The organism is Halosimplex halophilum (assembly GCF_004698125.1).
In the GTDB taxonomy this organism is placed as follows: Archaea; Halobacteriota; Halobacteria; order Halobacteriales; family Haloarculaceae; genus Halosimplex; species Halosimplex halophilum.
Map to the genome: position 1 here is coordinate 36,211 of NZ_SRHV01000005.1, position 23,063 is coordinate 59,273.

Below are 23,063 nucleotides of genomic sequence, written 5' to 3' on the forward strand. Positions count from 1 at the left end.
ATGTTCCCGGCCGAGTTCGACTACGAGCGGGCGGAGTCGGTGAGCGAGGCGCTGGAGCGCCTGGAACACCACGCCGACGCGGACGTGGAGATCCTCGCGGGCGGCCACAGCCTCGTCCCGGCGATGAAGACCGAGGGGCGGGAGCCGGACGTGGTGGTGGACCTCGACGTGCCGGCGCTCGACGCGGTCAACGCCTTGGACGACCGGACCGTCGTCGGCGCGCTGACGACCTACGCGACGGTCGCGGACTCGGCGGCGGTCCGGGCGACCGTCCCGCTGGTGGCCGAGACGGCGAGCGAGGTCGGCGACCTGCAGATCCGCAACCGTGGGACCGTCGGCGGCAACCTCGCGGAGGCCCACCCGGGCGCGGACCTGCCCGCGGCCGCGCTGGCGACCGACGCGACGGTCCTGCTACGAAATCCGGACGGCAAGCGGGAGGTGCCGGCGACGGAGTTCTTCCGCGGCGACGGCGAGACGGCGATCGAACGGGGCGAACTGCTCACGGGCGTCCGCTTCCCCCACACCGACGGAGCGGGCTTCGCCTACGCGAAGAAGACCCACCCGGCGACGGGCTACGCGATGGTCGGCGTCGCAGCCGTCGTCGAGACGGACGGCGACGGAGGGGGTGACGGCGGCGACGGGAACGCCGGCGGGGGGACCGTTTCGAGTGCGCGCGTCGCCGCGACCGGCGCGGTCGACCGGGCGGTCCGGCTCCCCTCGGTGGAGGGGGCGCTCGCCGGCGAACCGCTGGATGCGGACAGTATCGATGCGGCGGCGGCCGAAGCCCGGGCCGATATCGACGCGGACCGGCTGCGGTCGGACCCGCACGCCTCCGGGGAGTTCCGGGGGGAGCTGCTGGAGACGTACGCCGCCCGCGCGCTCGAACGGGCGGCCGAACGGGTCGCCGGCGACGCTCCGACGGCATGAGCGGGGGTGAACCGGATGCGAGCGGCACCCCGGCGACCGCACAGGACTGGTCGGCGCCCGAGCGCGAGGTGCGCGCGACCGCTCGCGCGTGTCTCGACTCCGGCGAGCCGGCGGTCCTGGCGACGGTCATCGCCGTCGACGGGCGGGCCTACCGGCGGCCGGGCGCGAAGATGGTCGTCGCGCCCGGTGGCGGCGAAGTCGGCGGTGCGGCCGGCGACGAACCGGCGGCCGACGCCGAGGCGGACCGCGACCCGGGCCCGGCGACCGGCGCGGGCTCGGTGACCGCCGGCTGTCTCGCCGACTCGGTGGTCGAACTGGCGAGCGAGGCGCTGGCCGACGGGGAACCCCGCGTCGAGCGGTTCGACCTCCGGGACGACGACGCGTGGGGGCTCGGCGTCGGCTGCGACGGCGTCGTCGACGTGCTGTTCGAACCGCTGGGCGAGCGCCACCGCCCGCTCGTGGCGTCCGCCGACGAACTGGACGGCGGCCGAACCGTCGCGGTCGCCGTCGAGAGTGGGGACGACCGGGTCGCAGTCGGCGACCGATGGATCGCAGAGGGGAGCGAGACGGGGGGCTCTGACGGTGACACTACCGCCCGCTCGCTCCCGCCGGAGGTGGCCGCGGGCGTTCCCGACGACGTGGACGGAACCGATTCGGTTCGAGTCGAAACGGAGGGCGGCGCGGTCCGGCTGTTCGTCGAGCGGGTACGGCCGGCGCCGCGACTGGTGGTGGTCGGGAGCAACGCCGACGTGCGGCCGGTGGTCGCCTCGGCGCGGGCGGCGGGCTTCCGGGTCGCCGTCGTCGGCTTCCGCGGCGGGCGCGCGACGGACGAGCGTTTCCCGCGGGCCGACCGGGTCGTTGCGACCTCGCCGCGGGACCTGCGCGAGGCGGTCGACTTCGGGGCCGACGACTCCGTGGTGCTGATGACCCACAACTTCGTCGACGACCGCGTGGCGCTCGGGGAGCTACTGGCGACGCCGGTCGACTACGTGGGAGTGATGGGACCGACCGAGCGGTTCGACCGTCTGCGGGCGGCGCTGGGCGACGACGGCGTCGACGTGGACGGGGACCGCGAGCGGATCTACGCGCCGGTCGGGCTGGACCTGGGCGGTTCGAGCCCCGCCCAGGTCGCCCACAGCATCGTGGCGGAGGTGCTGGCGGTCCGCAACGACCGGAGCGGCGGGCACCTCCGCGAAAACGACGGACCGATCCACGCTCGGGACGGCTGAGCGGCCGCGAGTGGGACCGGATCGAGGGGTCGACGGCCGACCGCGCTATCGGTTGTCCAGCCGCCAGTCTGGGATGGGGACCTGGCCGCCGTCGACGCGGAGTTCGTGGCCGTTGATGTAGTCCGCCGCGGGCGAGGCGAGGAACGTCACGCCGTTGGCGATGTCCTCGGGTTCGGCGAAGTGGCCCAGGGGGTTCAGGTCCTGGATCTGTTCGGAGACGGCCTCGGAGAAGCCCTCGGTCATGCGTGTGTTGACCCAGCCGGGGGCGACGGCGTTCACTCTGATACCCTCGTGGCCGAGTTCGAGCGCGAGGCTCTTGGTCAGGCCCAGGAGGCTCCACTTGCCCACGTCGTACTGGGGTGACTGGCCGACGGCGTTCTTCGTGTGGATCGAGGTGATGTTGACGATCTTGCCGTAGCCGTCCTCGATCATGCCGTCGACGACGGCGCGGGTGCAGTTGATCGACCCGAAGAGGTGGACCTCGATGTTCAGCCGGAAGTCGTCGTCGTAGTCCTCGTCGAGGAACGGACCCGCGTTCCCGACGCCGGCGTTGTTGACCAGGATGTCGACGCTCCCGAGTTCCTCGACGCCGTGTTCGACCATCGCCTCGACCTCGGCCTCGTCGGTCACGTCGGCGGCGACGCCGACGGCGTCGCTGTCGTCGTCGCGGTCGCGGATGGTCGCCGCGGTGTCTTTCGCCACGTCCTCGTCGAGGTCGTTGACGATCACGTCGGCGCCGTGGTCGGCGAGTTCGAGCGCGATGGCGCGGCCGTTGCCCCGGCCGCCGCCGGTCACGAGCGCGGTCTTGCCTGTCAGGTCGAGATCCATACCGCGCCGTTCGGACCCCTGCGTCTTCAAGCCCGGCGGTGGGGGAACGGCCCGCCGCCATCCGAACGGTTGTCGACTGCGGCCACAGCGGGTGTGGGTCGCGCTGACGGGAGCCGCGGGTCTCCGCTCGCGCCGACGCCACGCTCGGAACGTTTTTTGTGGCCCCCGTCCGTCGTAGGCGTATGGATTATCTCGAAGTCGAGGGCGCCCGGGAGTTCGTCGCCCGCCTGGAACACGGGGGCGACTGGCGGGCCCAGATCGAGGCGTTCGCCGCCGACGAGGGGGTCGACTCGGCGTTTTTCTTCGGCCTCGGCGCCGTGCAGGACGCCGAGATCCTCTACTACGACCAGGACGACGAGGAGTACTACCCCGAGACCTTCGACGAGCCGCTGGAGATGGCCGCCTGCGTCGGCAACGTCTCCGCGCTGGACGGCGAGCCGTTCGCCCACACCCACGCGGTCATGTCCCGCGCGGACGGGACGACGTTCGCGGGCCACCTCGACAGCGCGACCGTCTTCGCCGGGGAGCTGTACGTCCGCGAGTTCGACGCCGAGCTGGAGCGGGCCTTCGACGAGGAGACCGGGCTGGACCTGTGGCCGCTGTGAGATGAGCCGGGAGACACGACGATGAAACCGGAGGACGAACGCTACTTCGAGCGGCTCGAATCCGGGCTCGACGAGGCCTTCGACGTGGCCGAGCGGGCCCGCGAGCGCGGCGGCGACCCCACCGACAGCGTCGAGATCCCGGTCGCCCGCGACATGGCCGACCGCGTCGAGAACATCCTCGGCATCGACGGTGTCGCCGAGCGCGTCCGCGAACTCGAAGGGGAGATGAGCCGCGAGGAGGCCGCGCTGGAACTCGTCTCCGACTTCGTCGACGGCGAGGTCGGCGACTACGACTCCCGCGCGGGGAAGGTCGAAGGCGCCGTGCGAACGGCGGTCGCCCTGCTCACCGAGGGGGTCGTCGCTGCCCCCATCGAGGGGATCGATCGCGTCGAGATCCTCGAAAACGACGACGGCACGGAGTTCGTCAACGTCTACTACGCCGGCCCGATCCGCTCGGCCGGCGGGACCGCGCAGGCGCTGTCCGTGCTGGTCGCCGACTACGCCCGTGCGATGCTCGACATCGACCAGTACAAGGCCCGCGACGACGAGATCGGCCGCTACGCCGAGGAGATCGACCTCTACGACAAGGAGACGGGCCTGCAGTACTCCCCGAAGGAGAAAGAGAGCAAGTTCATCGCCGAGCACATGCCGATCATGCTCGACGGGGAGGCCACCGGCGACGAGGAGGTGTCGGGCTACCGGGACCTCGAACGGGTCGACTCAAACTCCGCCCGCGGCGGGATGTGTCTCGTCATGGCCGAGGGGATCGCGCTGAAGGCCCCGAAGATCCAGCGCTACACCAGGAATCTCGACGAGGTCGACTGGCCGTGGCTGCAGGACCTCATCGACGGGACCATCGGGAAAGATGAGGGGAACGCCGACGACGGCGAAGACGAGGCAGAGGACGGCGAGGACGCTGACGCCGAGAGTGACGAAGACGGCGACGAACAGGCCGACGAGCCCGCGGGGCCGCCCCGTCCCGAGCCCTCGAAGAAGTTCCTCCGGGATCTGATCGCGGGCCGGCCGGTCTTCTCGCACCCGAGCGAGGCCGGGGGCTTCCGCCTGCGCTACGGCCGGGCGCGCAACCACGGCAACGCCACCGCCGGCGTCCACCCGGCGACGATGCACCTCGTCGACGACTTCCTCGCGACCGGGACCCAGATCAAGACCGAGCGGCCCGGCAAGGCAGCGGGGGTCGTCCCCGTCGACACCATCGAGGGCCCGACGGTTCGACTCGCCAACGGCGAGGTGCGGCGCATCGACGACCCCGAGGAGGCCCTCGAAGTTCGGAACGGCGTCGAGAAGGTGATCGATCTGGGCGAGTACCTCGTCAACTACGGCGAGTTCGTCGAGAACAACCACCCGCTGGCGCCCGCCTCCTACACCGTCGAGTGGTGGGCCCAGGAGTTCGACGACGCCGGCGCCGACGTGCAGGCGATGCGCGACTCCCTGGACGTGGACCTGGCCGATCCGAGCGCCGAGGAAGCCCTGGACTGGGTCGACGAGTACGACGCGCCGCTGCACCCGAAGTACACCTACTGCTGGCACGACCTGTCCGTCGACGAAGTCTGTGCGCTGGCGGACGCCGTGGAACAGGGGCGAGTCGCGCAGACGGACGGCGCCGTCGTCCGCGACCCCGACGACTCCGACGACGGCGGGCGCGCGAGCGACGACGCCGCGACACAGCACGACGCCGCGGCCGACGGCCACGACCGCGACGCGGGCGCCGCGGCCGCGGGCGATCTGGTGATCCCCCGCTCGGAGACCGTGCGCGAGGCCGTCGAGCACCTCCTCGTCGAGCACACCCAGACCGAGGACACCCTCGTCGTCCCCGACTGGCGCCCGCTCGCGCGGACGCTCGGGTTCGACGACTCCCTGGAGCGCGAGTGGACGCCCGACGACCTCTCGGAACGGGCCCGCACCTACGGCGGCGGCGAGGCCAGCGACGCGCAACTGGACTCCTCCGCGGCCTCCACCGAGGACGGCGCCAACGCTATCCTCGCCGTCAACGAGATCGCGCCCTTCGACGTGCGCGAGCGGGCGCCCACCCGTATCGGCAACCGGATGGGCCGCCCCGAGAAGTCCGAGAAGCGCGACCTCTCGCCGGCGGTCCACACCCTCTTCCCGATCGGCGAGGCGGGCGGCTCCCAGCGGAAGGTCGGCGACGCCGCCGTCGCCGGCGACAGCTACGACGACTCCCAGGGCAAAGTCGAACTCGAAGTCGGCCGCCAGGAGTGTACGGAGTGCGGCGAGCGGACGTACAAACCGCGCTGTCCCGACTGCGGCGGCGTCTGCGAGGCCGTCTACGTCTGCCCCGACTGCGACCACGAGGTCGAACCCGACGAGTCCGGGCGCGCGGAGTGTAGCCGCTGCGAGACGCTCGCTCGCCCCACCCAGACGAAGGTGGTCGACGTGAACGAGGAGTTCAAGTCGGCGCTGGCGAACCTCAACGAGCGTCCCACCGCCTACGACGCGCTGAAGGCGGTCAAGGGGCTCTCCTCCGAGCAGAAGACGCCCGAGCCCATGGAGAAGGGGATCCTCCGGGCGAAACACGGCGTCTCGGCGTTCAAGGACGGCACCGTCCGCTACGACATGACCGACCTGCCCGTCACGGCCGTCCGTCCCTCCGAACTCGACGTGACCGCCGAGGCGTTCCGGGCGCTCGGGTACCAGGCGGACATCCACGGCCAGCCCCTCCAGCACGACGACCAGCTCGTCGAGCTGAACGTCCAGGACGTGGTGCTCTCGGAGGGCGCCGCCGAGCACATGCTCAAGACCGCCGACTTCGTCGACGACCTGCTGGAATCGTACTACGGCCTCGAACCGTTCTACGAACTGGAGGAACGCGACGACCTCGTTGGGGAACTGGTCTTCGGGATGGCGCCACACACCAGCGCGGCGACCGTCGGCCGTATTGTCGGATTCACGACAGCAGCAGTCGGGTACGCTCACCCCTATTTCCACGCCGCGAAACGCCGGAACTGCTTCCACCCGGACACGAAAGTCTGGTACGAGGACGAGGACGGCGCGCTCAACCACGAGTCGATCGAGGCTCTAGTCGAGGGATATCTCGACCCCGAAACTGCCGAACGCGACGAATTCGGGACGCTCGTGGACGACCTCGACCATCTCGGCGGTGAGCTCTCCGTTCCCTCCTTCGACAACGGCGGTTCGCAGTCCACACAGCCAGTAGAGGCGCTCAGCAAGCATCCAGCACCGGACCACCTCGTCGAAGTCCGGACCGAGTCCGGTCGAGAGCTAACGGTGACGCCCGACCACGATGTCCACATCTACGATCAGGACCTCGGCCGGATGGTCTCCGTGCCCGCGGGGAAACTCGACGAGTCCGATTGTCTCGTCACACCGAAACACCTCGACAGCACCGATCCGGGCGACGAGCCGAAACGGTTCGACCTCCTCGAAGTATTCATCGAGTCCGACGTTGTCGACGACGACCGGTTGATGGTCAAAGGGCTGGACAAGGACCGCCTGTACGACCGCTTCCAACGCCGCCTCGCCGACGAGTGGGAGGGCCGTTTCTACCCGCTCCAGAGCACGGCCGACTATCTTGGACTCACGAAAAAGACGCTGAGCAACTACCTCTATCGGGAGAGCATCCCGGTCGCGTTGCTGAGTCGCTTCTTCGACTCGACGGCCGACCTGCTCGCGTTCGTTCCGGACGGCGCGACACTCGGCGTCAAACGCGACGGGACGGAGATCGACCGGTACGTCACTCTCGACGAGCGTGTCGCGACGCTTCTGGGGTACTACGCCGCCGAGGGATTCGCTCGGGTTCAGGACACTCCCAAGGGGAAGATCCACCAGACGACAGTCTGTGGCACGGACGACGAGGCGCGGGAGTTCTTCCTCGACGTACTGTCGGAGGAGTTCGGCGTCGACCCGTACGCCGAGAACCACGCGAAGATCACCGTCTCGGGCCGATTGCTCCGGGGGTTCTTCGATACCGTGCTGGACGCTGGCTGTTTCGCCCATTCCAAGCGGGTCCCGCAGTGTATCTTCGACTCGCCCGACCGGATTGTCGGCGCCTACCTCGCTGGATACTTCAGTGGCGACGGCACCGCCGACGGACAGGCCCCTCGCGTTTCGGCGACGACAGTGAGTCCGGAACTCAAGTCCGATCTGCTCGCGTTGCTGACCCGACTGGGAATCACCGCGACGGTCAACCACACGGAACCGGTGGCGCTCTCCGACGCGTTCCCGGAGTTCTACGACGAAGGCGACGAGTCGCGCTCGCGCCACAGCTACGAGATAACCGTCTCCCGGGACGACGCAGTTCGGTTCGCCGACCGCGTCGGGTTCCACCTCTCCGAGAAGGACGACCGCCTCCGCAGACAGGTCGGCGAACGCGAATCCACCGGCCGCCACGCGTATGTCTTCGACGGTGGGGCCAGCGAGTACCACCTCGATCCGGTCCAGGCGGTTTCGTACGTCGAATCCGACACCGAGCACGTTTACTGTCTCACCGTCGCGGAGAACCACTCGCTCGTCGCGGGAGACCTATCGGTCAAGCAATGTGACGGCGACGAAGACTGCGTGATGCTTCTGATGGACGGGCTGCTCAACTTCTCGAAGCAGTTCCTGCCGGACCAGCGCGGCGGCCAGATGGACGCGCCGCTGGTCATGTCCTCGCGGATCGACCCGGCGGAGATCGACGACGAGGCCCACAACGTCGACATCATGCGGGAGTACCCACGGGAGTTCTACGAGGCGACCCGCGAACTCGCGGACCCCGAGGACGTGGAGGACGTGATGACCATCGCTGAGGAGACGCTGGGCACCGACGAGGAGTACACCGGTTTCGACCACACCCACGACACGACGAACATCGCCGCGGGGCCGGACCTCTCGGCGTACAAGACGCTGGGGTCGATGGAGGAGAAGATGGACGCCCAGCTGGATCTGTCGCGGAAGATCCGTGCGGTCGACGAGACGGACGTGGCCGAGCGGATCATCGAGTACCACTTCCTGCCGGACCTCATCGGGAACCTGCGGGCCTTTTCCCGGCAGGACGTGCGCTGTCTGGACTGCGGCGAGAAGTACCGGCGGATGCCCCTGACCGGCGACTGCCGGGAGTGCGGCGGCCAGGTCAACCTCACCGTCCACGAGGGGTCGGTCAACAAGTACATCGAGACGGCGACCCGCGTCGCCGAGGAGTTCGGCTGCCGCACCTACACGAAACAGCGGCTCGAAGTGCTCGAACGGTCGATCAACCGCGTCTTCGAGGACGACACCAACAAGCAGTCCGGCATCGCCGACTTCATGTGAGCGGTTGCGGTGCGGTCGGCGCGTGCTGTCGCGCGCGTTCATGCGCGCGACCGTAGCCGCGCGAGGGATTCACGACTCGTGTGTCGCGAATCGGCTGGGGAGGCTCGTGGCTGTCTGCGGTGCTGTGCAGGGCAGTCGCGGTGCCGTGCTGTGCAGTTGCGGTCCCTGGCGGACTGAACGGGCGAGGCGCGCTCGCGCTTGTGTAGTCGCCTGAGCGGGCCACTATCCGCGCGGGCGGTGCAGAGAGCGCGGATATCCCGCTCAGCGACCGCGAGCGCGCCGAGAGCTTTCATCGCTTGTTGTCCCCTGCGGTACCGTCGCCAGCTAGCGTGCGAATCGAGAACGAAACAGCACAGACGACCCGCGCTACAGCTCCACGGTATCGAGCGAGTCCGAGATCTCCGAGACGTGCTCATTGAAGGCGTCGACGAAGCCGGAGAAGTCGTCGGCGTGGGCGCGCAGGTCCTTCGGGGCGGGCGGCTGGTACTGCGAGAGCAGGTAGACGCCGCCCTCGCCGCCGACGCGGAGGTAGCTGGCCCGGCCCTCCTCCCACTTGAGTTCCCAGCGCGAACTCCCCACGCGGGCCGAGAACGTGCCGTAGTCGTTGCCCTCGACGCGGTTGAGCTGCTGGGCCATCTGATCGCAGGCCTCGCGCATCCGCGAGAGGATGCGCTCGCGCGCTTCGACCACGGAATCGACGGACTCGATCGCGGGCAGGTCGTCGGCGGCGTCGTCGAGGACGCCGTCGAGCGACCGGACGTAGTCGTTGAACGACTCGACGAAGGCGTCGTAGTCGGTCATCGCGGCGGCGAGGTCCTCCGGTTCGGGCGGCTGCTGGGTGGAGACGACGTAGGTGTCGGCGCCCCGCCCCTCGAAGCGGAGGTACTGCACGTCGCCGCCCTCGTACTTGAGCGTCCAGGTGCCCCGGTCGGTGTCGAACGCCCGCTGACCGTAGTCGCCGCCCTGAATGCGGGCGAGTTCGCGCGCGATCCGGCCGGCGTGGTCGGTGACTTCGGCGACCACCTCGTCCCGGCGGTCGGCGGCCGCGTCGGCGCCGACGACGTCCGCGTCGAGCCCTGCTGTCATCGACGGATCCACGAGCGGGAGCGGCATAACACCCGCGTTCCCGCCCGCCTGTGCCGGAGGTTGCGGGCGACACGTCGCGGACGGACCGCCGTCTCGTCGCACCGTATCGACACCTACTTTCGCGCCTGGGGCCGACGAACGGGCATGTACGTCGGACGCTTCGTCGTCGTCGCACCCGAGGTGGGCGCCTACCGCGTCTCCTCCCGTTCGTTCCCCAACCGGAAGGCGACCGGCCGCGAGCCGGGCACCGTCACCGTCGGCCCCACGCCCGACGCCCCCGAGACGGACAACCCCTACGTCGAGTACAACTGCCTGCGGCTGACCGACCGCGGCGCCGTGGTCGGCAACGGCTCGCACGTCGACCCCATCGCCGAGAAGCTGGCGCTGGGCTACCCCGCCCGCGACGCCCTCGCCGAGCCGCTGCTGGCGCTGGACTTCGAGAAGGACGACTACGACACGCCCCGCGTGGCGGGGATCGTCGGCGTCGACGCCGCGGACCCGAGCACGAACGCCGACGGGCCCGGCGCGGTGATCGGGACCGTCCGCCGCGACGCGCTGCTGGTCGAGGAAGTGACGGAGCCGACGCTGGTCGCCACCTACGAGAAGGACAGCCCGGAGCCCGTCGACTTCGCGGCGACCGACGCCGCCGCGGCCGCCAGCGAGGCCTACGGGATGGACTTCGAACACGAGGTCTGCGCCGTCGGCGTCTCCGGCGACAGCGTTGCCGGCTTCGAGACGGCCATCTTCAACGGCGAGGCGTAGTCCGGTCCCCGGCCGGGCGGCGCCGTCTCCCCGAGGGGTGTCTGCCGTAGTACTAAGAGCGAGGAGCGCGCACGGCAGGCCATGAAGGTGGGTATCATCTCGGACATCCACGGGAACCTCGTGGCGCTGGAGGCGGTCCTGGCGGACATGCCGCCGGTCGACCGGCTCGTCTGCGCGGGCGACGTGGTCGGGTACAATCCCTGGCACGCCGAGTGCACGGCGGCGATCCGCGGCGAGGGCGACCACGGGCTGAGCGACGAGGCGGCCGCGATGTTACCCGACGGCGAGGTGCCGACGGTGATGGGCAACCACGACCGCGCGGTCGCGTTCGACCAGGCCTACGGCTTCAACGACATGGCCGCCGCGGCGGTCGCCCACGCCCGCGAGACCTGCTCGGACGACCAGCTCGAGTGGCTGGGCGAGCTCCCCGAGCAGCGGGTCGTCTGCGACGGGCGGCTGCGGATCGTCCACGGCCACCCCGACGACCCCGACCGCTACACCTACCCCGAGGAGTACAACCCGGGGATGCTCGGCGACGAGGACGTGCTCGTGACCGGTCACACGCACGTCCAGGGCCACGAGTTCTTCGACGAAGGGCTCATCCTCAACCCCGGCGCGGTCGGCCAGCCGCGGGACGGCGACCCCCGCGCGGCCTACTCGCTGGTCGACTTCGACAGCCGGGAGATCGAGGCCCGCCGCGTCGAGTACGACGTGGACCGGGTCGTCGACGCCGTCCGCGACGCCGACCTGCCGCTGCGGATCGGGACGCGGCTGCGCTCCGGGCAGTAGGGGGCTCGCGGTAGTGACCGCTCGCGCCCGCCGACGGCCGGAATACGCAGGCCCGTCGTTCACGTGCCGGCCCGGCGAACGGACGGCATCGCCGGCGGGTCCGCCGGCGGCCCGCACTTATGGCCGAACTGTTCGCGACCCTGGTGGGCGTGCTCTCGGTGCTGAGCGTCGCCGCGGTCGTCCGCGTCGCCGCCGCGCGGACGAGCGAGGTCGTCTACCCCGTCCTGCTCGTCGTCGTGGGCGTCGCCGCGACGGTGCTGGGCGTCGCGCCCGACTTCCGGCTGTCGGCCGACCTCATCCTGATGGTGCTGGTCCCGACGGTGCTGTTCCAGGGCTCCCAGGAGACGAAGTCGGCGGCGTTCGTCCGCGTGCTCCCGGTGGGGGTCCTGCTGCCGGTCGTCGGGCTCCCGGTCGCGGTGGCGCTTTTGGGCCTGCTCGGCCACTACGCGTTCGGCCTCCCGCTGGTGGTGACGCTCCTCTTCGCGGTGATCATCTACCCGGTCGACCCGGTCGCCATCGTCGCGCTGTTCCGGGAGGCCGACGCCGCCGAGCGGCTCTCGGTCATGGCCGAGGTCGAGAGCCACTTCAGCGACGGCTTCGCGGTCGTCGCCTACGGCGCGATGATCGGTGTCGTCTCAGAGCGGTTCGCGGAAGGGACGGACCTGGCGACGCTGCTCGGGCCCGGCGACCTGCTCGACATCGCGGTCGAGATCACGGTCGTCAGCTTCGGCGGGGTCGCCGTGGGCCTTGCCGCCGGCGCCGTCGCCTTGCTCGTCCTCCGGGCCATCGAGGACCGGATGGCCGAACTGCTGACGACGGTCGTCCTCGCCTACGGGAGCTTCCTGCTGGCGGACCACTACCTCCACGTCAGCGGCGTGCTCGCGACCGTCGCGGCCGGCCTGGTGATCGGCCTCTACGGGAAGGGGCGAGCCGTCCACCCGGACAACGTCGGGTTCATCGAGCGCACCTGGGACACCGCCGCGTTCCTCGTGTTCACGCTCGTATTCGTCCTCGTGGGGGTGCAGGCGCCGTGGCGACGGCTGCTCGGGAACGCGCCGACGGTGCTGCTGGCCGCCCTCCTCGTCCTCGCCGTCCGCGCGGTCGTCGTCTACGGCGTGACCAGCGCGGTTGGGGTGGCCGGGGTCGAGCCCGTTCCCCGGCGCTTCCAGCACGTCCTCGTCTGGGGCGGGATGCACACCGTGATCCCCATCGCGCTGCTGCTCAGCGTCCCCCGGGAACTGCCCTTCCGGCCGGCCCTGGTCGAACTCGTCTTCGGCGTCGCGCTCGTGGGCATCGTCGCCCAGGGGCTGCTGTTCCCGGTCGCCCTGCGCCTGACGGGCGCGGCCGACGAACCCGAGGAGGAGTCGCCCGGGCTGTTCTGGTGATCACCACGTGACGATCCGCGCGAGGACGAACACGAGCAGCGCCGACAGCAGCGACCCGACGATCGAGAGCGTCCCGGCGAGCAGGCGCGCCCACGCCCCGACCGGCTGGATGTCGCCGTAGCCCAGCGTCGCGAACGTCACGACGCTGAAATAGAGGCTCTTGAAGAGCACGCGGCCGATCCACCACGGCGGCGCGTCGCCCGGGTCCTCGATCTGGTAGGTGATCGCCCGCTCGCCCTGGATCTCCAGGATGCCGCCGGTGAGGGGGAACAGCACCGCCGAGACGACGACCGCCAGCAGCGACGCCGCGAGGACGCGGTACGGGCTGGAGCCGTAGTGCATCACCCACCGCGAGAGCTCCCACTTCAGCGCCGTGAGGCGGTCGCCCCGGCTCCAGGCGAGCCGGCGGCGGGCGTCCTTCTCGCGGTTGTAGCTGTCGCGGGCCAGCCCGGGCAGGGCGTTGTCGCGGTAGAGCCGCCGGAGCTGACGGTAGGTCCAGGCGGCGGCCTCCAGCGGGTGGTCGTCCGAGAGCGTCGGCTCGACCGGCTCGCGCTCGTAGGCCGAGACGGGGCTGAACTCCGTCCCGTTGCCGATGTGCACGTCGCTGAACACCGCCTCGTTTGTCAGGGTGTGGGCCAGCGTCGCCCGCCGCAGGTCGGCGTTCGCGAAGACGACCCCCTCCAGGGTCGCGCCGGTGAAGTCGGCGCCGATGGCCGAGCAGTCGGTCAGGTTCGCCAGCGTCATGTCCGCGCCCTCGAAGTCCGCGCCGTTGACGACCGCGCCCCTGAGGTCGGCGCCGACCAGCGACGTGCCGGCGAACCACTCGACGCCCACCAGTGAGGCCTCCCGGAGGTAGGCGCCGTCGAGCACCGCGCCCGGCTCCGGGGCCGCGTCGGCGAAGTCGTCGACGCCCTTGCCGTCGACGGGGGCGTGCCAGACACAGCGGCCGTGGTCGTCCCAGGTCGGGCGGTCGCAGGTCTCGGCCGACGCGTCCGGGTCGCGCAGTCCAACCTCGAGGCGGTAGCCGCAGCGGTCGGCCGTCGCGGTCGGCATACCCCCCGTTCGAGCGGCGGCTCCAAGACCGCCCGGCCGGATACTGCGCCTTCGCCCGCCGACGGTGCGCCTCGGCCCGGCCGGCGACGGACCGTTACGTCGCTGGCACCGCTCGTCGGATGCCGCGTCCGTCCGCGACGAAAACCGCCGGATCGCCGCTCAGAACACGTCCTGGATCAGTTCGAGCGTCTGCTCGCGGTCGTCCCAGGGGACGAACACGGAGACCGACGTGGCGGAGGTGATCACGTCGTAGAGGTGGATGTGCGCCTCGGAGACGGGGTCGATGGCCCGCTTGACGGTGCCGGGCTGGTTGGGGAGGTCGCTGCCGGTGACGCGGACGACGGCGATGTCGTCCTCGACGGTGACGCTGGAGAGGGCGTCCTCCTCGACGACGCGGTCGTGCAGCAGCGCCTCGGCGTCCTCGGCGTCCTCGGCGTTGACGTAGAAGGTGATCGAGTCCATCCCCGAGGAGTTGGCGTCGATGTTGATCCCCTCGTCGCCCAGCGCGGTCGCGAGCTCGCCCAGGATCCCCGGGCTGTTGCGGATGGCGCGGCCGGCGACGGTGACGCAGGCCAGCCGGTCCTCCTGGAGGTCGATGAGGTTCTGGAACTCGCCCTCGATGGAGGTGCCGCCCGTGAGGAGGTCGTCGTGCTGGTAGTGGACGACGCGGACCCCCAGATCGGCGTCCTTGTAGGACAGCGCGGAGGGTGCGACGACCTCGGCGCCGCGGAACGACAGCGAGCGGAGCTCGTCGACGGTGATCTCGCCGACGTTGCGGGCGCCCTCGACGACGCGGGGGTCGCCGGTCATGACGCCCTCGACGTCGGTGACGATGACGACCTCGTCGGCGTCCATGAACTTGCCGAGCATGACGGCGGAGGTGTCCGACCCGCCCCGGCCCAGGGTGGTGACGTTGCCCTGGTGGTCCTGGGCGAGGAAGCCGGTGATCACGGGGACCACGTCGGAGAGCTGGCCGCCGAGCGCGCTGGCGCGTTTCTTCGTCTCGTCGACGTCGACCTCGCCGTACTCGTCGGTGATGATCGGCCAGCCCTCGCTGCCGGGCTCGAAGAAGTCGGCGTCGATGCCCCGCGCCGCGAGCGCCCCCTTGAGCATCCGGACGGAGGTGCGCTCGCCCATGGAGACGATCTCCGCGCGGTCGGCGTCCTCGGCCTCGTAGTTGATGTCCTCGAGCAGGTCGTCGGTCGTCGACCCCATCGCCGAAGCGACGACGGCGACCTCGTGGCCGGCCTCGATGGCCTCGGCGATGGAGTCGGCCGCGCGCGTGACGCGCTGGCCGTTGCCGAGGCTCGTGCCCCCGAACTTCACTACGACCCGCATCGGATCACCCGCATCGTGTGTGCGTGACGCATAGCTGGTGACGTGCCGTTACACGCCTCCCGGAATAACTGTGTCCATCTGCGGGCGGGGAAACGCCACTATCCGGCGATTTCCGCGGCAAGTTCTGCGACGGCGGTCGACACCCCGCAGCCGGCCGCTCGCTCGGGTCCGCGGCGGACCCGGGTCAGACCTTTCCCGCCGACAGCCCAAGGGTCGACTATGTACCGCGTCCTGCTCCCGGTCGACAGGAACGAATCGCGCGCCCGCGCCCAGGTCGAGGCCGTCCTCGAACTCCCCGTGGCCGCCGGGGACCTGACCGTCGACGTCGTCCACGTCCACAGGAACGCGTCGTCGACCGACGCCGAGTGGGCAGCCGGCGAGGGCTTCTCCGAGACGTTCGCCGAGGAGATGGCCGAGGAGGTCCGCGAGTCCGACCGCATCCCCGCGTCTGTCGAGGCCGCCGTCGAGCGCCTGGAGGCGAGCGACCACGAGTTCGCCGTCCACGAGCGCAGCGGCGAACCCGCCGAGGCGATCCTGGAATTCGCGGCCGAGCACGACAGCGACACCATCGTCCTCGGGGGGAGCCGACGGTCGTCGGTCGGGAAGGTGCTGTTCGGCAGCGTCGTGCAGGCGGTGATCTTAGAGAGCGACCGACCGGTGACGGTGGTGCCGGAAGCCGAGCCCGAGTCGTAGCCGCCACCCGGCCGGCGCGACGGCGAGCCCCGCGGTAACATCGTGTGGTGTGTGGTAACGACACACTACTAAGTCCGAGGCGCCCGGATATCCAGGGCATGGGGGACAGATCGCGACTTGCGGCGGTCTGGGAGTACTGCTGGCGACTCGACCGAAACACCCGGAACGCGCTCCGGATGCGCCCGACGGCGCTGCTGGACCACTCGAAGCTGACGCCCGAGGAGCGGGCGCTGGCCGAACGGCTCGCGACCGACGGCGGCCGCGACGGGCGCGAGGAGACGGCCGGGGCCGCCACCGACCCCGAGGAAGCGGCCGGCGCCGGCGGCGGTACGGGCGGCGACGACGGCGACGACGGGTCGGCGTTCGACGTCGGCGACCAGTACGACCGCCGCCAGAAGGTCGGCCTCGTGCTGGGCCCGGTGCTGTTCGCGCTGATCATGCTCCTGCCCACGCCCGAGGGGCTGTCGCCGGGCGGACAGGCGGTCGGCGCGACCACCGCCTGGGTCGCGGCGTGGTGGATCGGGGAGGCGATCCCGATCCCGGCCACGTCGCTGCTGCCGATCGTGTTGTTCCCGCTCACCGGGGCGCTGGAGGTGGGCGCGACCACGGCACCGTACGCCAACGACCTGATCTTCCTGTTCATGGGCGGGTTCTTCATCGCGATGGCGATGCAGCGGTGGGACCTCCACCGGCGCATCGCGCTGCGAACGATCCGGGCGGTCGGCGCCGGCCCGCGACGCATCATTCTCGGGTTCATGGTCGCCACGGCCTTCCTCTCGATGTGGGTGTCCAACACCGCGACGGCGATGATGATGACGCCCATCGGCCTCGCGGTCATCCTCCAGACGAGCGACATCGTCGACCGGAGCGACGCGGACATCCCGACGAGTCAGGGCGAGTTCAACTTCGGGACGGCGCTGATGCTCTGTATCGCCTACTCGGCGTCGGTCGGCGGCGTCGGGACGATCATCGGGACGCCGCCGAACCTCGTGCTGGTCGGGGCGATCAGCGAGACGTTCGGCCAGACCATCACCTTCGCCCAGTGGATGCTCTACGGCGTCCCCATCGCCGCGCTCGGCGTCGCGATCATCTGGGTGTACGTCACCAGGTTCGTCATCCCGCCCGAGATGGACAGCCTCCCCGGCGGCATGACCGTCATCGACGAGGAGATCGAGGCGCTGGGACCGATGACCCGCGAGGAGAAACTCGTCCTCGTCGTCTTCGTCGGCGCCGCCGCCGCGTGGATCTCGCGGTCGTTCGTCCTCGAACCCGTCATCCCCGGGATCGCCGACAGCGTGATCGCCATCGCCGCCGCGCTGGTCCTCTTCCTGATCCCCGCCCGCGACGAGGACGGCTCGTTCACGTTCCTGCTCGACTGGGAGACCGCGGTCGAGATCCCGTGGGGGATCATCCTCCTGTTCGGCGGCGGGCTCGCCATCGCCGCCGGGTTCGAGGAGACCGGCCTCGCCGAGTGGATCGGCGGCCAGCTCGGCGGGCTGGAGGGCGTCTCGATCGTCCTCGTCATGGCCGTCGTCGTGCTCCTGACCATCTTCATGACCGAGGTCACGTCCAACACCGCGACCACCGCGATGCTGATGCCGATCATGGCCTCGCTGGCGGTCGGGCTGTCGGTCCACCCCTACGGGATCATGATCGGCGCGGCGACCGCCGCGTCGTTCGCGTTCATGCTGCCCGTTGCGACGCCGCCGAACGCCGTCGTCTTCGGGTCGGGGTACATCACGATGCCCCAGATGGCCAAGACCGGGTTCGGGCTCAACGTCATCGGCATCGTGCTCGTCATCCTGCTGGCGCTGACGTGGCTCCCGCTGGTCTGGGGCATCGACCTCACCCAGCTACCCCCGTGGGCGGGCGCGTTCGTGCTGGTCTGACCGGGGGTCGCTGTCCGTCCCCCGTGTCCATGCCCCGGGCTCACTCGCTCGCCGCGGCCGTCCGGTCCACCGGCGGGTCGGCGCGGACGACGCCGACCAGCAACAGGCCCGCGACGACCGACCCGGCGGCGAGGAACAGCCAGCCCGCCCGGTAGCCGACCGCGTCGGCCAGGCGGCCGAACGCGGGCGGCGCGACCAGCGCCCCGGTGATGAGCGCGAGCTGTCCGCCCGCGGTCGCGCCGCCCATCTCGTCGGCGGGGACGACCGTCGCCATGCAGGAGTAGTAGACGCCGGTGTACCCGAGCACGAAGAAGCCCAGCGCCGCGAAGGCCACCGCGCTGGCGACCCGGGTGGTCGTCGTCGCCACGACGACGAACAGGGCGGCGCTGGCGAGCGTCTGGGCGGCGAGCAAGGCGGTGATACGGACGCGCGGCTCGCCGGGGAGGACGTCGGCCAGCCACCCCGAGAGGACGCGGCCGGCGCTGCCGAACAGCTGGACGAGCGCGAAGACGACGCCCCCGAAGGCGACGCTCGCGCCGACGGCCTCCTCGACGTAGAGGATGGTGTAGCCGGTCGTCGTGAACAGCGCGGCGCCGAGGAACACGCCCGCCGCGGTCAGCGCGCGGTAGGGGCGGTTGGACGCCAGCCGACGGAAGTCGGGGTACGAACCGGTGCCGCCCTCGCCGGCCCCCTCGTAGAGCACGGAGAACGCGGCCGCGACGACGACGGCGACCGCACCGGCGACGAGGAAGCCCGCCTGCCAGGAGAAGTCGTCGGCGAGCCGCGTCACGAGTAGCGCGCTGGCGCCGCTCCCGGCGGTGACGCCGACCTGCTTGACCCCGATGGCCGTGTTCTGCCGCCCGGGGTCGACGTTGTCGAAGACGGCCTTGTTCGTCCCCGGGATGGCGGTCCCGTAGGTGGACCCGAGGACGAACACGGCGCCGAGCAGGAGGGGGTACGACGGCGCGGCGGCGACGAGGACGACGCCGACCGCGAGTCCGAGCAGTCCCAGCGGGAGCGCCCGGCCCTCGCCGTAGCGGTCGGTCGCGGCCCCGAGCGGGAGCAGGAAGACGGCGTAGCCGAGCGTCAGTCCCGTGACGACGAGGCCGACCGCGAACCGGCTGAGGCCGAACGCGTCACGGAAGAAGGGCGTCGCGGCGAAGACCGTGTAGTAGCAGACGCTGGCCGCGACCTGCCAGAGCGTGACGAGCGAGACCAGCCGCCAGTACCCGCGGTCCATCCGGCCGGGTTTGTGTCGCCACGTGCCTTACGGTGTCGGCGCCGGCAACTGTCCGACCGCCCGTCCGGCGCCGTCCGCCGGCCGGTCGTCACTCGCTGGTCGTCACTCCCCGTCGCGCTCGCCCGCCGGCCGTCACTCGCCGTCCCACTCGCCGCCGACGCGGTCGACGCCCATCATCGCCTCGCCCGGGTGTTCGGTGAACACGACTTTCATGTTCTCGTCGGGGACGCCGAACTCGCTCCCGGCGTACTCCATCACCGCGAGCGCGAACGCCCGCTTGCGCTCGAAGGAGCGGCCCCGCCGGATCTCGGCGTCCAGGAAGAGAAGCGGCCCGTCGACGGCCCGGCCGAGGTGCAGGTCGGCCGGCTCGCGGTCCCGTATCGTGACCGCGACGTGGCCCGCCGTCGTCTCCATCTCGGACGTGTACAGCGCCGTGACCCGCTCCGCGAACGCCTCCTTCTCCGCGTCCGACAGCGAGCACGTGGTGTCGAACTGCAGTAGCGGCATGCCGGGACTCGCGCCCTCCCGGGCTTGTATGTTCCGCCGGGCGCGGCGTCGACGCTCGACAGTCAGTCGGGGTGTCTCCCCGCGAGGTGTTCGTCCCGCTCTTCCTCGGTGTCGAACGTCTCGCCGCAGACCGGACACTCGAACTCGTCGGCCCCGTCGTCGGTCGCCATACTCGATCGAGGGCGCACGCGGACAAGTATCTGCGGCCGGCCGCGGCTACCGCTGGATCTCCGCGGCGATCTCGGCGACGGCGGTCGATACGTCGCCGTCGTTCTCGTAGACGACGGCGTCGTCGCGGTCGGCCAGCAGGTCGAGATACTGCCGCTGGCGCTCGGCGTGGCGGTCGGCGACCGCGCCGTCGTCGAGCAGGTTCGGCCGGTGGGCCGGGAACCGCTCGCGCCGCGTCTCGTCGCCGACGGTCAGCAGGACCGTCAGGTCCGGTTCGACCCCCATCGCCGCGCGGAACTCCGACAGCGTCGCGTCCATCGACACCCCCTCGCGGGCCTCGACGGCCGGCGTGTTGTAGACGGCGACGCTGTCGAGGAAGCGCTCGGTGAGGACGACCTCGCCCTCGTCGAGCGCCGGCCGGATCACGGTCTCGGCCTGGTAGGCGAGGCTCGCGAGCGTGTCCGCCGTCAGGGTGACCGCCCGCTCCCGGGAGGCCTCCGCGCCGTAGTCGTCGTCGGAGAGCATCCGCGCCAGGAACTGCCCCACCTCGGCGTCGGCGAACTCCCCGGCGGTCGTGACCGACTCGCCGCGGTCGCGCAGTTCCTCGGCGAGCGCGTCCAGGAGCGTGGACTTGCCCGCTCCCGCCGTCCCCTCCAGCACGACGAATGTCCCTGTCATCGCCCGTGGGTGCGAGCGGACTGTGTATCAACTGTTTGGACCGATGGGAACGGTACCCAAGCGTCGACCGCGCCCGTCCCCCCGGGCAGCGAAGGTTTTTGAACGATGAATTCCCAATGAATTCACGTGAGCCGGACATCGATACCGGTCGACGAGGAGACCAAAGAGCGGCTCGACGGCCTGAAGCGGGACGACGAGACGTGGGACGAGTTCCTCCAGCGGATCACGAGCGACCGCGAGCCGATGACGTTCGGTGCCTGGGACGACGACGAGGCGGACGAAGCCATGGAACGCCTCCGTGACGGGCGGGAGCGCCCCGAGCGATGACGTTTCTCGATACGTCCACCGTCATCCAGTACCTCAGCGGCGACGAGCGCGTTCGGGAGTACATCGAGGGCCGCGAGCCGTGGCTCACGTCGGCGATCTGCGTCTTCGAGGTGATCAACGGCCGTCTCGGGAGCGGCGACACGGACATCGTCGCGATCCGGCAGGATTTCGCCGGCGTGCAGGCGATCGATCTGAACGAATCTATCGCGATCGAGGCGGCTCGGTTGCAGGACGAACTGATCGACGACGGTGACCGACTGGCGACGGCGGACCTGCTGATCGCTGCGACCGCTCGGTCGACCGGGGACGAACTGGTCGTCGCCGACGGCGATTTCGAGACGGACGCGCTCGAAGCCGTGATGCAGGTCACGAATCTCCGGGCGTAGTCGCTCCGACGACGGGCGCTATCGCTCGAACCGCGCCGCGAACCCGCCGTTCTCGGGGACCACGACATCGAGGGCTTCGTCGCCCGAGACCGTCCACCTCTCCGCTTCGAGCGTCCCGTCGGCTTCGTCCCGGACGACGTGAGCGGTCCACTCGTCGCCGGGGTCGGCGTCGCCGCTCGCCAGGAACGAGCAGTCGACGGTGACGATGCGCTGGGGGCCGGCGGTGATGGAGCCGAGGAACCACTCGCCGGTCGCATTGTCGCCGCGGGCGCGGCGGGCGACGGTCGCCTCGACGCCTGGGTGGCCGCCGACGAGCCGGGTCTCCTCCCAGGCCGCCGGCACGCGCTCCAGGAACCCCTCGGCTTCGGGTCGAGCGGCGTACTCGTCGACCGAGTCGGCGAAGTGCTGGAGCGGCGACTCGAAGACGACCGACAGCGCGAGTTCGTGGCCCGGCGTCGTGTGGGCGGCGTCGGCGGAGAACGTGACGGGGGTATAGTCCATCGGGCCGACGACGTTGCGGGTAAAGGGGAGGGTGCAGTTGTGCTCCGGTGTGACAGTGGACCACTTGTAGTACTCGGCGCCCATCACGCCCTCGTAGGTCATGACGTGGGGGTAGCGCCGCTGGAGGCCCGTCGGGACCACGGAGCCGTGGAAGTTCACGAGCAGTTCGTGCTCGGCGGCCGCTTCGGCGAGGTCGTCGTAGAACTGCATCCGACCCTGGTCGTCGGCGTCCATGAAGTCGACCTTGATCCCCGCGGCGCCCCAGTCGGCCCACGTCGGCAGGCGCTCGGCGCGCTTGGACTCGGTGTTCACGTCCGTCCAGTGGGTCCAGAGGACGATGTCGACGCCCCGCTCCGCCGCGTAGTCGATCAGGTCTGGCATCTCCGCGCGGCGACGGGGCCAGCCGGCGTCGACGAGGACGTACTCCCAGCCGCGGTCGGCGGCGTAGTCGACGTACTCGCGCTGGCGCTCGAAGTCGTCCGGGCTGTCGGACTCGGACCACCACGACCACGCGACGCGTCCGGGCTCGACCCACTCGTCGTCGTACTCGGCGGAGCCTACCAGATCGGTTACCAGCGTCGACTCGACGATGTCGCCCAGGTCGCCCGTGATCGCGACGCGCCAGGGCGTCTCCAGCGGGAAGTGGGCGTTCAGCTGGGTCCCCGGGAGGCCGAACGTCATCCCCGCCTCCGCGGCGACGAGGCGGGCCGCGGCGTAGTCGCCGTCGGCGCCGGCTTCCGCGAGCAGCAGCCACTCGTCGTCCACCCGGAAGAGGCCGGGCGTGCAGTACTCCCCGTCGGTCTCGACGATGGGCTGCTGGCGGGCGCTGGCCTCGTGGGCCTCGTCGAAGGGGACCAGCCACGAGACGGTGTCGCGGGGCAGCGACAGCGTGGTCCCGTCGCCGGTGTGTCGCTGCATCGCGGTCCCGGTGACGCGGAACCGGAAGGCCACCCCCTCGGCGGCCGCGCGCAGGTCCACCTCGACGACGCCGTCGGCGTCGGGGTGGTCGTACGTGACCGTGCGCTCGACCGCCCGATGCTGTCGCTCGCGAGCCTTCCCCTTCGGGAGTTCGTAGGTCTCTTCGACCTCGACGGGGTCGCCGACGGACACGTCCGCCTCGGTCCAGTCGACGCCGTGGAGCTGGCGGGCGAGTTTCTCGACGGGCAGTTCGGAGGGCGCCACGAGCGTCGTGCCGTCGCGCTCGACGGCGAGTTCGGCCGTCTCCGGGTCGAACTCGACCGCGTTCGCGTCGGCGGGACCGGTGAGTCGCATACACGTGGGGCTCGCGGGCGTCGCAAAAAGTTGCGGGTGCCGGAACCGGTCGCCCGATCCGGGGGCCGAACGGTGTACCGGACTGTCGATGGCGTTCGGTGCGACCGGAGGCTG

The 23,063-nt window shown here is 70.7% G+C and carries 19 protein-coding genes; 11 read left to right on the forward strand and 8 right to left on the reverse strand.

Annotation, left to right across the window (positions count from 1 at the left end; translation table 11 throughout):
- Together E3328_RS16675 and E3328_RS16680 are read left to right on the forward strand one after the other, a co-directional pair.
- Positions 1–927: an FAD binding domain-containing protein gene (locus E3328_RS16675; RefSeq protein ID WP_135365780.1), complete on the forward strand. Its 927-nt coding sequence runs from the start codon at positions 1–3 to the stop codon at positions 925–927.
- Positions 924–2,156: an XdhC family protein gene (locus E3328_RS16680; RefSeq protein ID WP_135365781.1), complete on the forward strand. Its 1,233-nt coding sequence runs from the start codon at positions 924–926 to the stop codon at positions 2,154–2,156. The genes E3328_RS16675 and E3328_RS16680 overlap by 4 nt, the downstream gene beginning before the upstream one ends.
- A 45-nt stretch (positions 2,157–2,201) precedes the next feature.
- Here E3328_RS16680 and E3328_RS16685 read toward each other — a convergent pair whose 3' ends face one another.
- Positions 2,202–2,984 (reverse strand): SDR family NAD(P)-dependent oxidoreductase, encoded by a 783-nt coding sequence (locus tag E3328_RS16685; protein WP_135365782.1) that lies wholly within the window; start codon positions 2,982–2,984, stop codon positions 2,202–2,204.
- 182 nt (positions 2,985–3,166) lie between these two features.
- Here E3328_RS16685 and E3328_RS16690 point away from each other — a divergent pair, with 182 nt between their 5' ends.
- A complete protein-coding gene (locus E3328_RS16690) occupies positions 3,167–3,589 on the forward strand; it encodes a PPC domain-containing DNA-binding protein (RefSeq protein WP_135365783.1) in 423 nt (140 codons plus the stop codon).
- A 21-nt stretch (positions 3,590–3,610) separates the two neighbouring features.
- On the forward strand, positions 3,611–8,875 hold the full coding sequence (locus tag E3328_RS16695; protein WP_135365784.1) for an LAGLIDADG family homing endonuclease: 5,265 nt from the start codon (positions 3,611–3,613) through the stop codon (positions 8,873–8,875).
- Positions 8,876–9,241: 366 nt separating this feature from the next.
- Here the strand turns inward: E3328_RS16695 and E3328_RS16700 are convergent, their stop codons facing one another.
- Positions 9,242–9,961: a profilin-fold protein gene (locus tag E3328_RS16700; RefSeq protein ID WP_135365785.1), complete on the reverse strand. Its 720-nt coding sequence runs from the start codon at positions 9,959–9,961 to the stop codon at positions 9,242–9,244.
- 144 nt (positions 9,962–10,105) lie between these two features.
- Between E3328_RS16700 and E3328_RS16705 the strand changes: the two genes are divergently transcribed.
- The 3 genes from E3328_RS16705 (at position 10,106) to E3328_RS16715 (ending at position 12,897) form a co-directional block, all read left to right on the forward strand.
- Positions 10,106–10,723, forward strand: coding sequence for an IMP cyclohydrolase (locus tag E3328_RS16705; RefSeq protein ID WP_135365786.1), 618 nt, complete (start codon positions 10,106–10,108; stop codon positions 10,721–10,723).
- Positions 10,724–10,804: 81 nt separating this feature from the next.
- A complete protein-coding gene (locus E3328_RS16710) occupies positions 10,805–11,512 on the forward strand; it encodes a metallophosphoesterase family protein (protein ID WP_135365787.1) in 708 nt (235 codons plus the stop codon).
- Between the two features lie 119 nt (positions 11,513–11,631).
- Complete coding sequence (locus E3328_RS16715; protein WP_135365788.1) at positions 11,632–12,897, forward strand: cation:proton antiporter domain-containing protein; 1,266 nt, start codon at positions 11,632–11,634, stop codon at positions 12,895–12,897.
- Here the strand turns inward: E3328_RS16715 and E3328_RS16720 are convergent, their stop codons facing one another.
- Both E3328_RS16720 and E3328_RS16725 read right to left on the reverse strand, forming a co-directional pair.
- Positions 12,898–13,950 (reverse strand): pentapeptide repeat-containing protein, encoded by a 1,053-nt coding sequence (locus tag E3328_RS16720; RefSeq protein ID WP_135365789.1) that lies wholly within the window; start codon positions 13,948–13,950, stop codon positions 12,898–12,900.
- A 159-nt stretch (positions 13,951–14,109) separates the two neighbouring features.
- Positions 14,110–15,288, reverse strand: coding sequence for an aspartate kinase (locus E3328_RS16725; protein ID WP_135365790.1), 1,179 nt, complete (start codon positions 15,286–15,288; stop codon positions 14,110–14,112).
- A gap of 219 nt (positions 15,289–15,507) precedes the next feature.
- Between E3328_RS16725 and E3328_RS16730 the strand changes: the two genes are divergently transcribed.
- Complete coding sequence (locus E3328_RS16730) at positions 15,508–15,981, forward strand: universal stress protein (protein WP_135365791.1); 474 nt, start codon at positions 15,508–15,510, stop codon at positions 15,979–15,981.
- A 98-nt stretch (positions 15,982–16,079) separates the two neighbouring features.
- Complete coding sequence (locus E3328_RS16735) at positions 16,080–17,870, forward strand: SLC13 family permease (RefSeq protein WP_135365792.1); 1,791 nt, start codon at positions 16,080–16,082, stop codon at positions 17,868–17,870.
- A 40-nt stretch (positions 17,871–17,910) separates the two neighbouring features.
- Here the strand turns inward: E3328_RS16735 and E3328_RS16740 are convergent, their stop codons facing one another.
- The 3 genes from E3328_RS16740 to E3328_RS16750 form a co-directional block, all read right to left on the reverse strand.
- The gene (locus E3328_RS16740) at positions 17,911–19,110 is read right to left on the reverse strand and encodes an MFS transporter (RefSeq protein ID WP_135365793.1); all 1,200 of its coding nucleotides are present in this window, start codon (positions 19,108–19,110) and stop codon (positions 17,911–17,913) included.
- A gap of 132 nt (positions 19,111–19,242) precedes the next feature.
- Positions 19,243–19,617, reverse strand: coding sequence for a tautomerase family protein (locus tag E3328_RS16745; RefSeq protein WP_135365794.1), 375 nt, complete (start codon positions 19,615–19,617; stop codon positions 19,243–19,245).
- Between the two features lie 216 nt (positions 19,618–19,833).
- Positions 19,834–20,463, reverse strand: coding sequence for a dTMP kinase (locus E3328_RS16750; protein ID WP_135365795.1), 630 nt, complete (start codon positions 20,461–20,463; stop codon positions 19,834–19,836).
- Between the two features lie 126 nt (positions 20,464–20,589).
- Between E3328_RS16750 and E3328_RS16755 the strand changes: the two genes are divergently transcribed.
- Together E3328_RS16755 and E3328_RS16760 are read left to right on the forward strand one after the other, a co-directional pair.
- Positions 20,590–20,790 carry a DUF7557 family protein gene (locus E3328_RS16755; protein ID WP_135365796.1) on the forward strand — a complete coding sequence of 67 codons (201 nt, stop codon included), beginning with the start codon at positions 20,590–20,592 and terminating at the stop codon, positions 20,788–20,790.
- Complete coding sequence (locus tag E3328_RS16760; RefSeq protein ID WP_135365797.1) at positions 20,787–21,176, forward strand: PIN domain-containing protein; 390 nt, start codon at positions 20,787–20,789, stop codon at positions 21,174–21,176. The genes E3328_RS16755 and E3328_RS16760 overlap by 4 nt, the downstream gene beginning before the upstream one ends.
- Positions 21,177–21,194: 18 nt before the next feature.
- On the opposite strand, the gene E3328_RS16765 is transcribed toward E3328_RS16760, so the two are convergent.
- On the reverse strand, positions 21,195–22,949 hold the full coding sequence (locus E3328_RS16765) for a glycoside hydrolase family 97 protein (RefSeq protein WP_135365798.1): 1,755 nt from the start codon (positions 22,947–22,949) through the stop codon (positions 21,195–21,197).
- Positions 22,950–23,063: the final 114 nt, after the last annotated feature.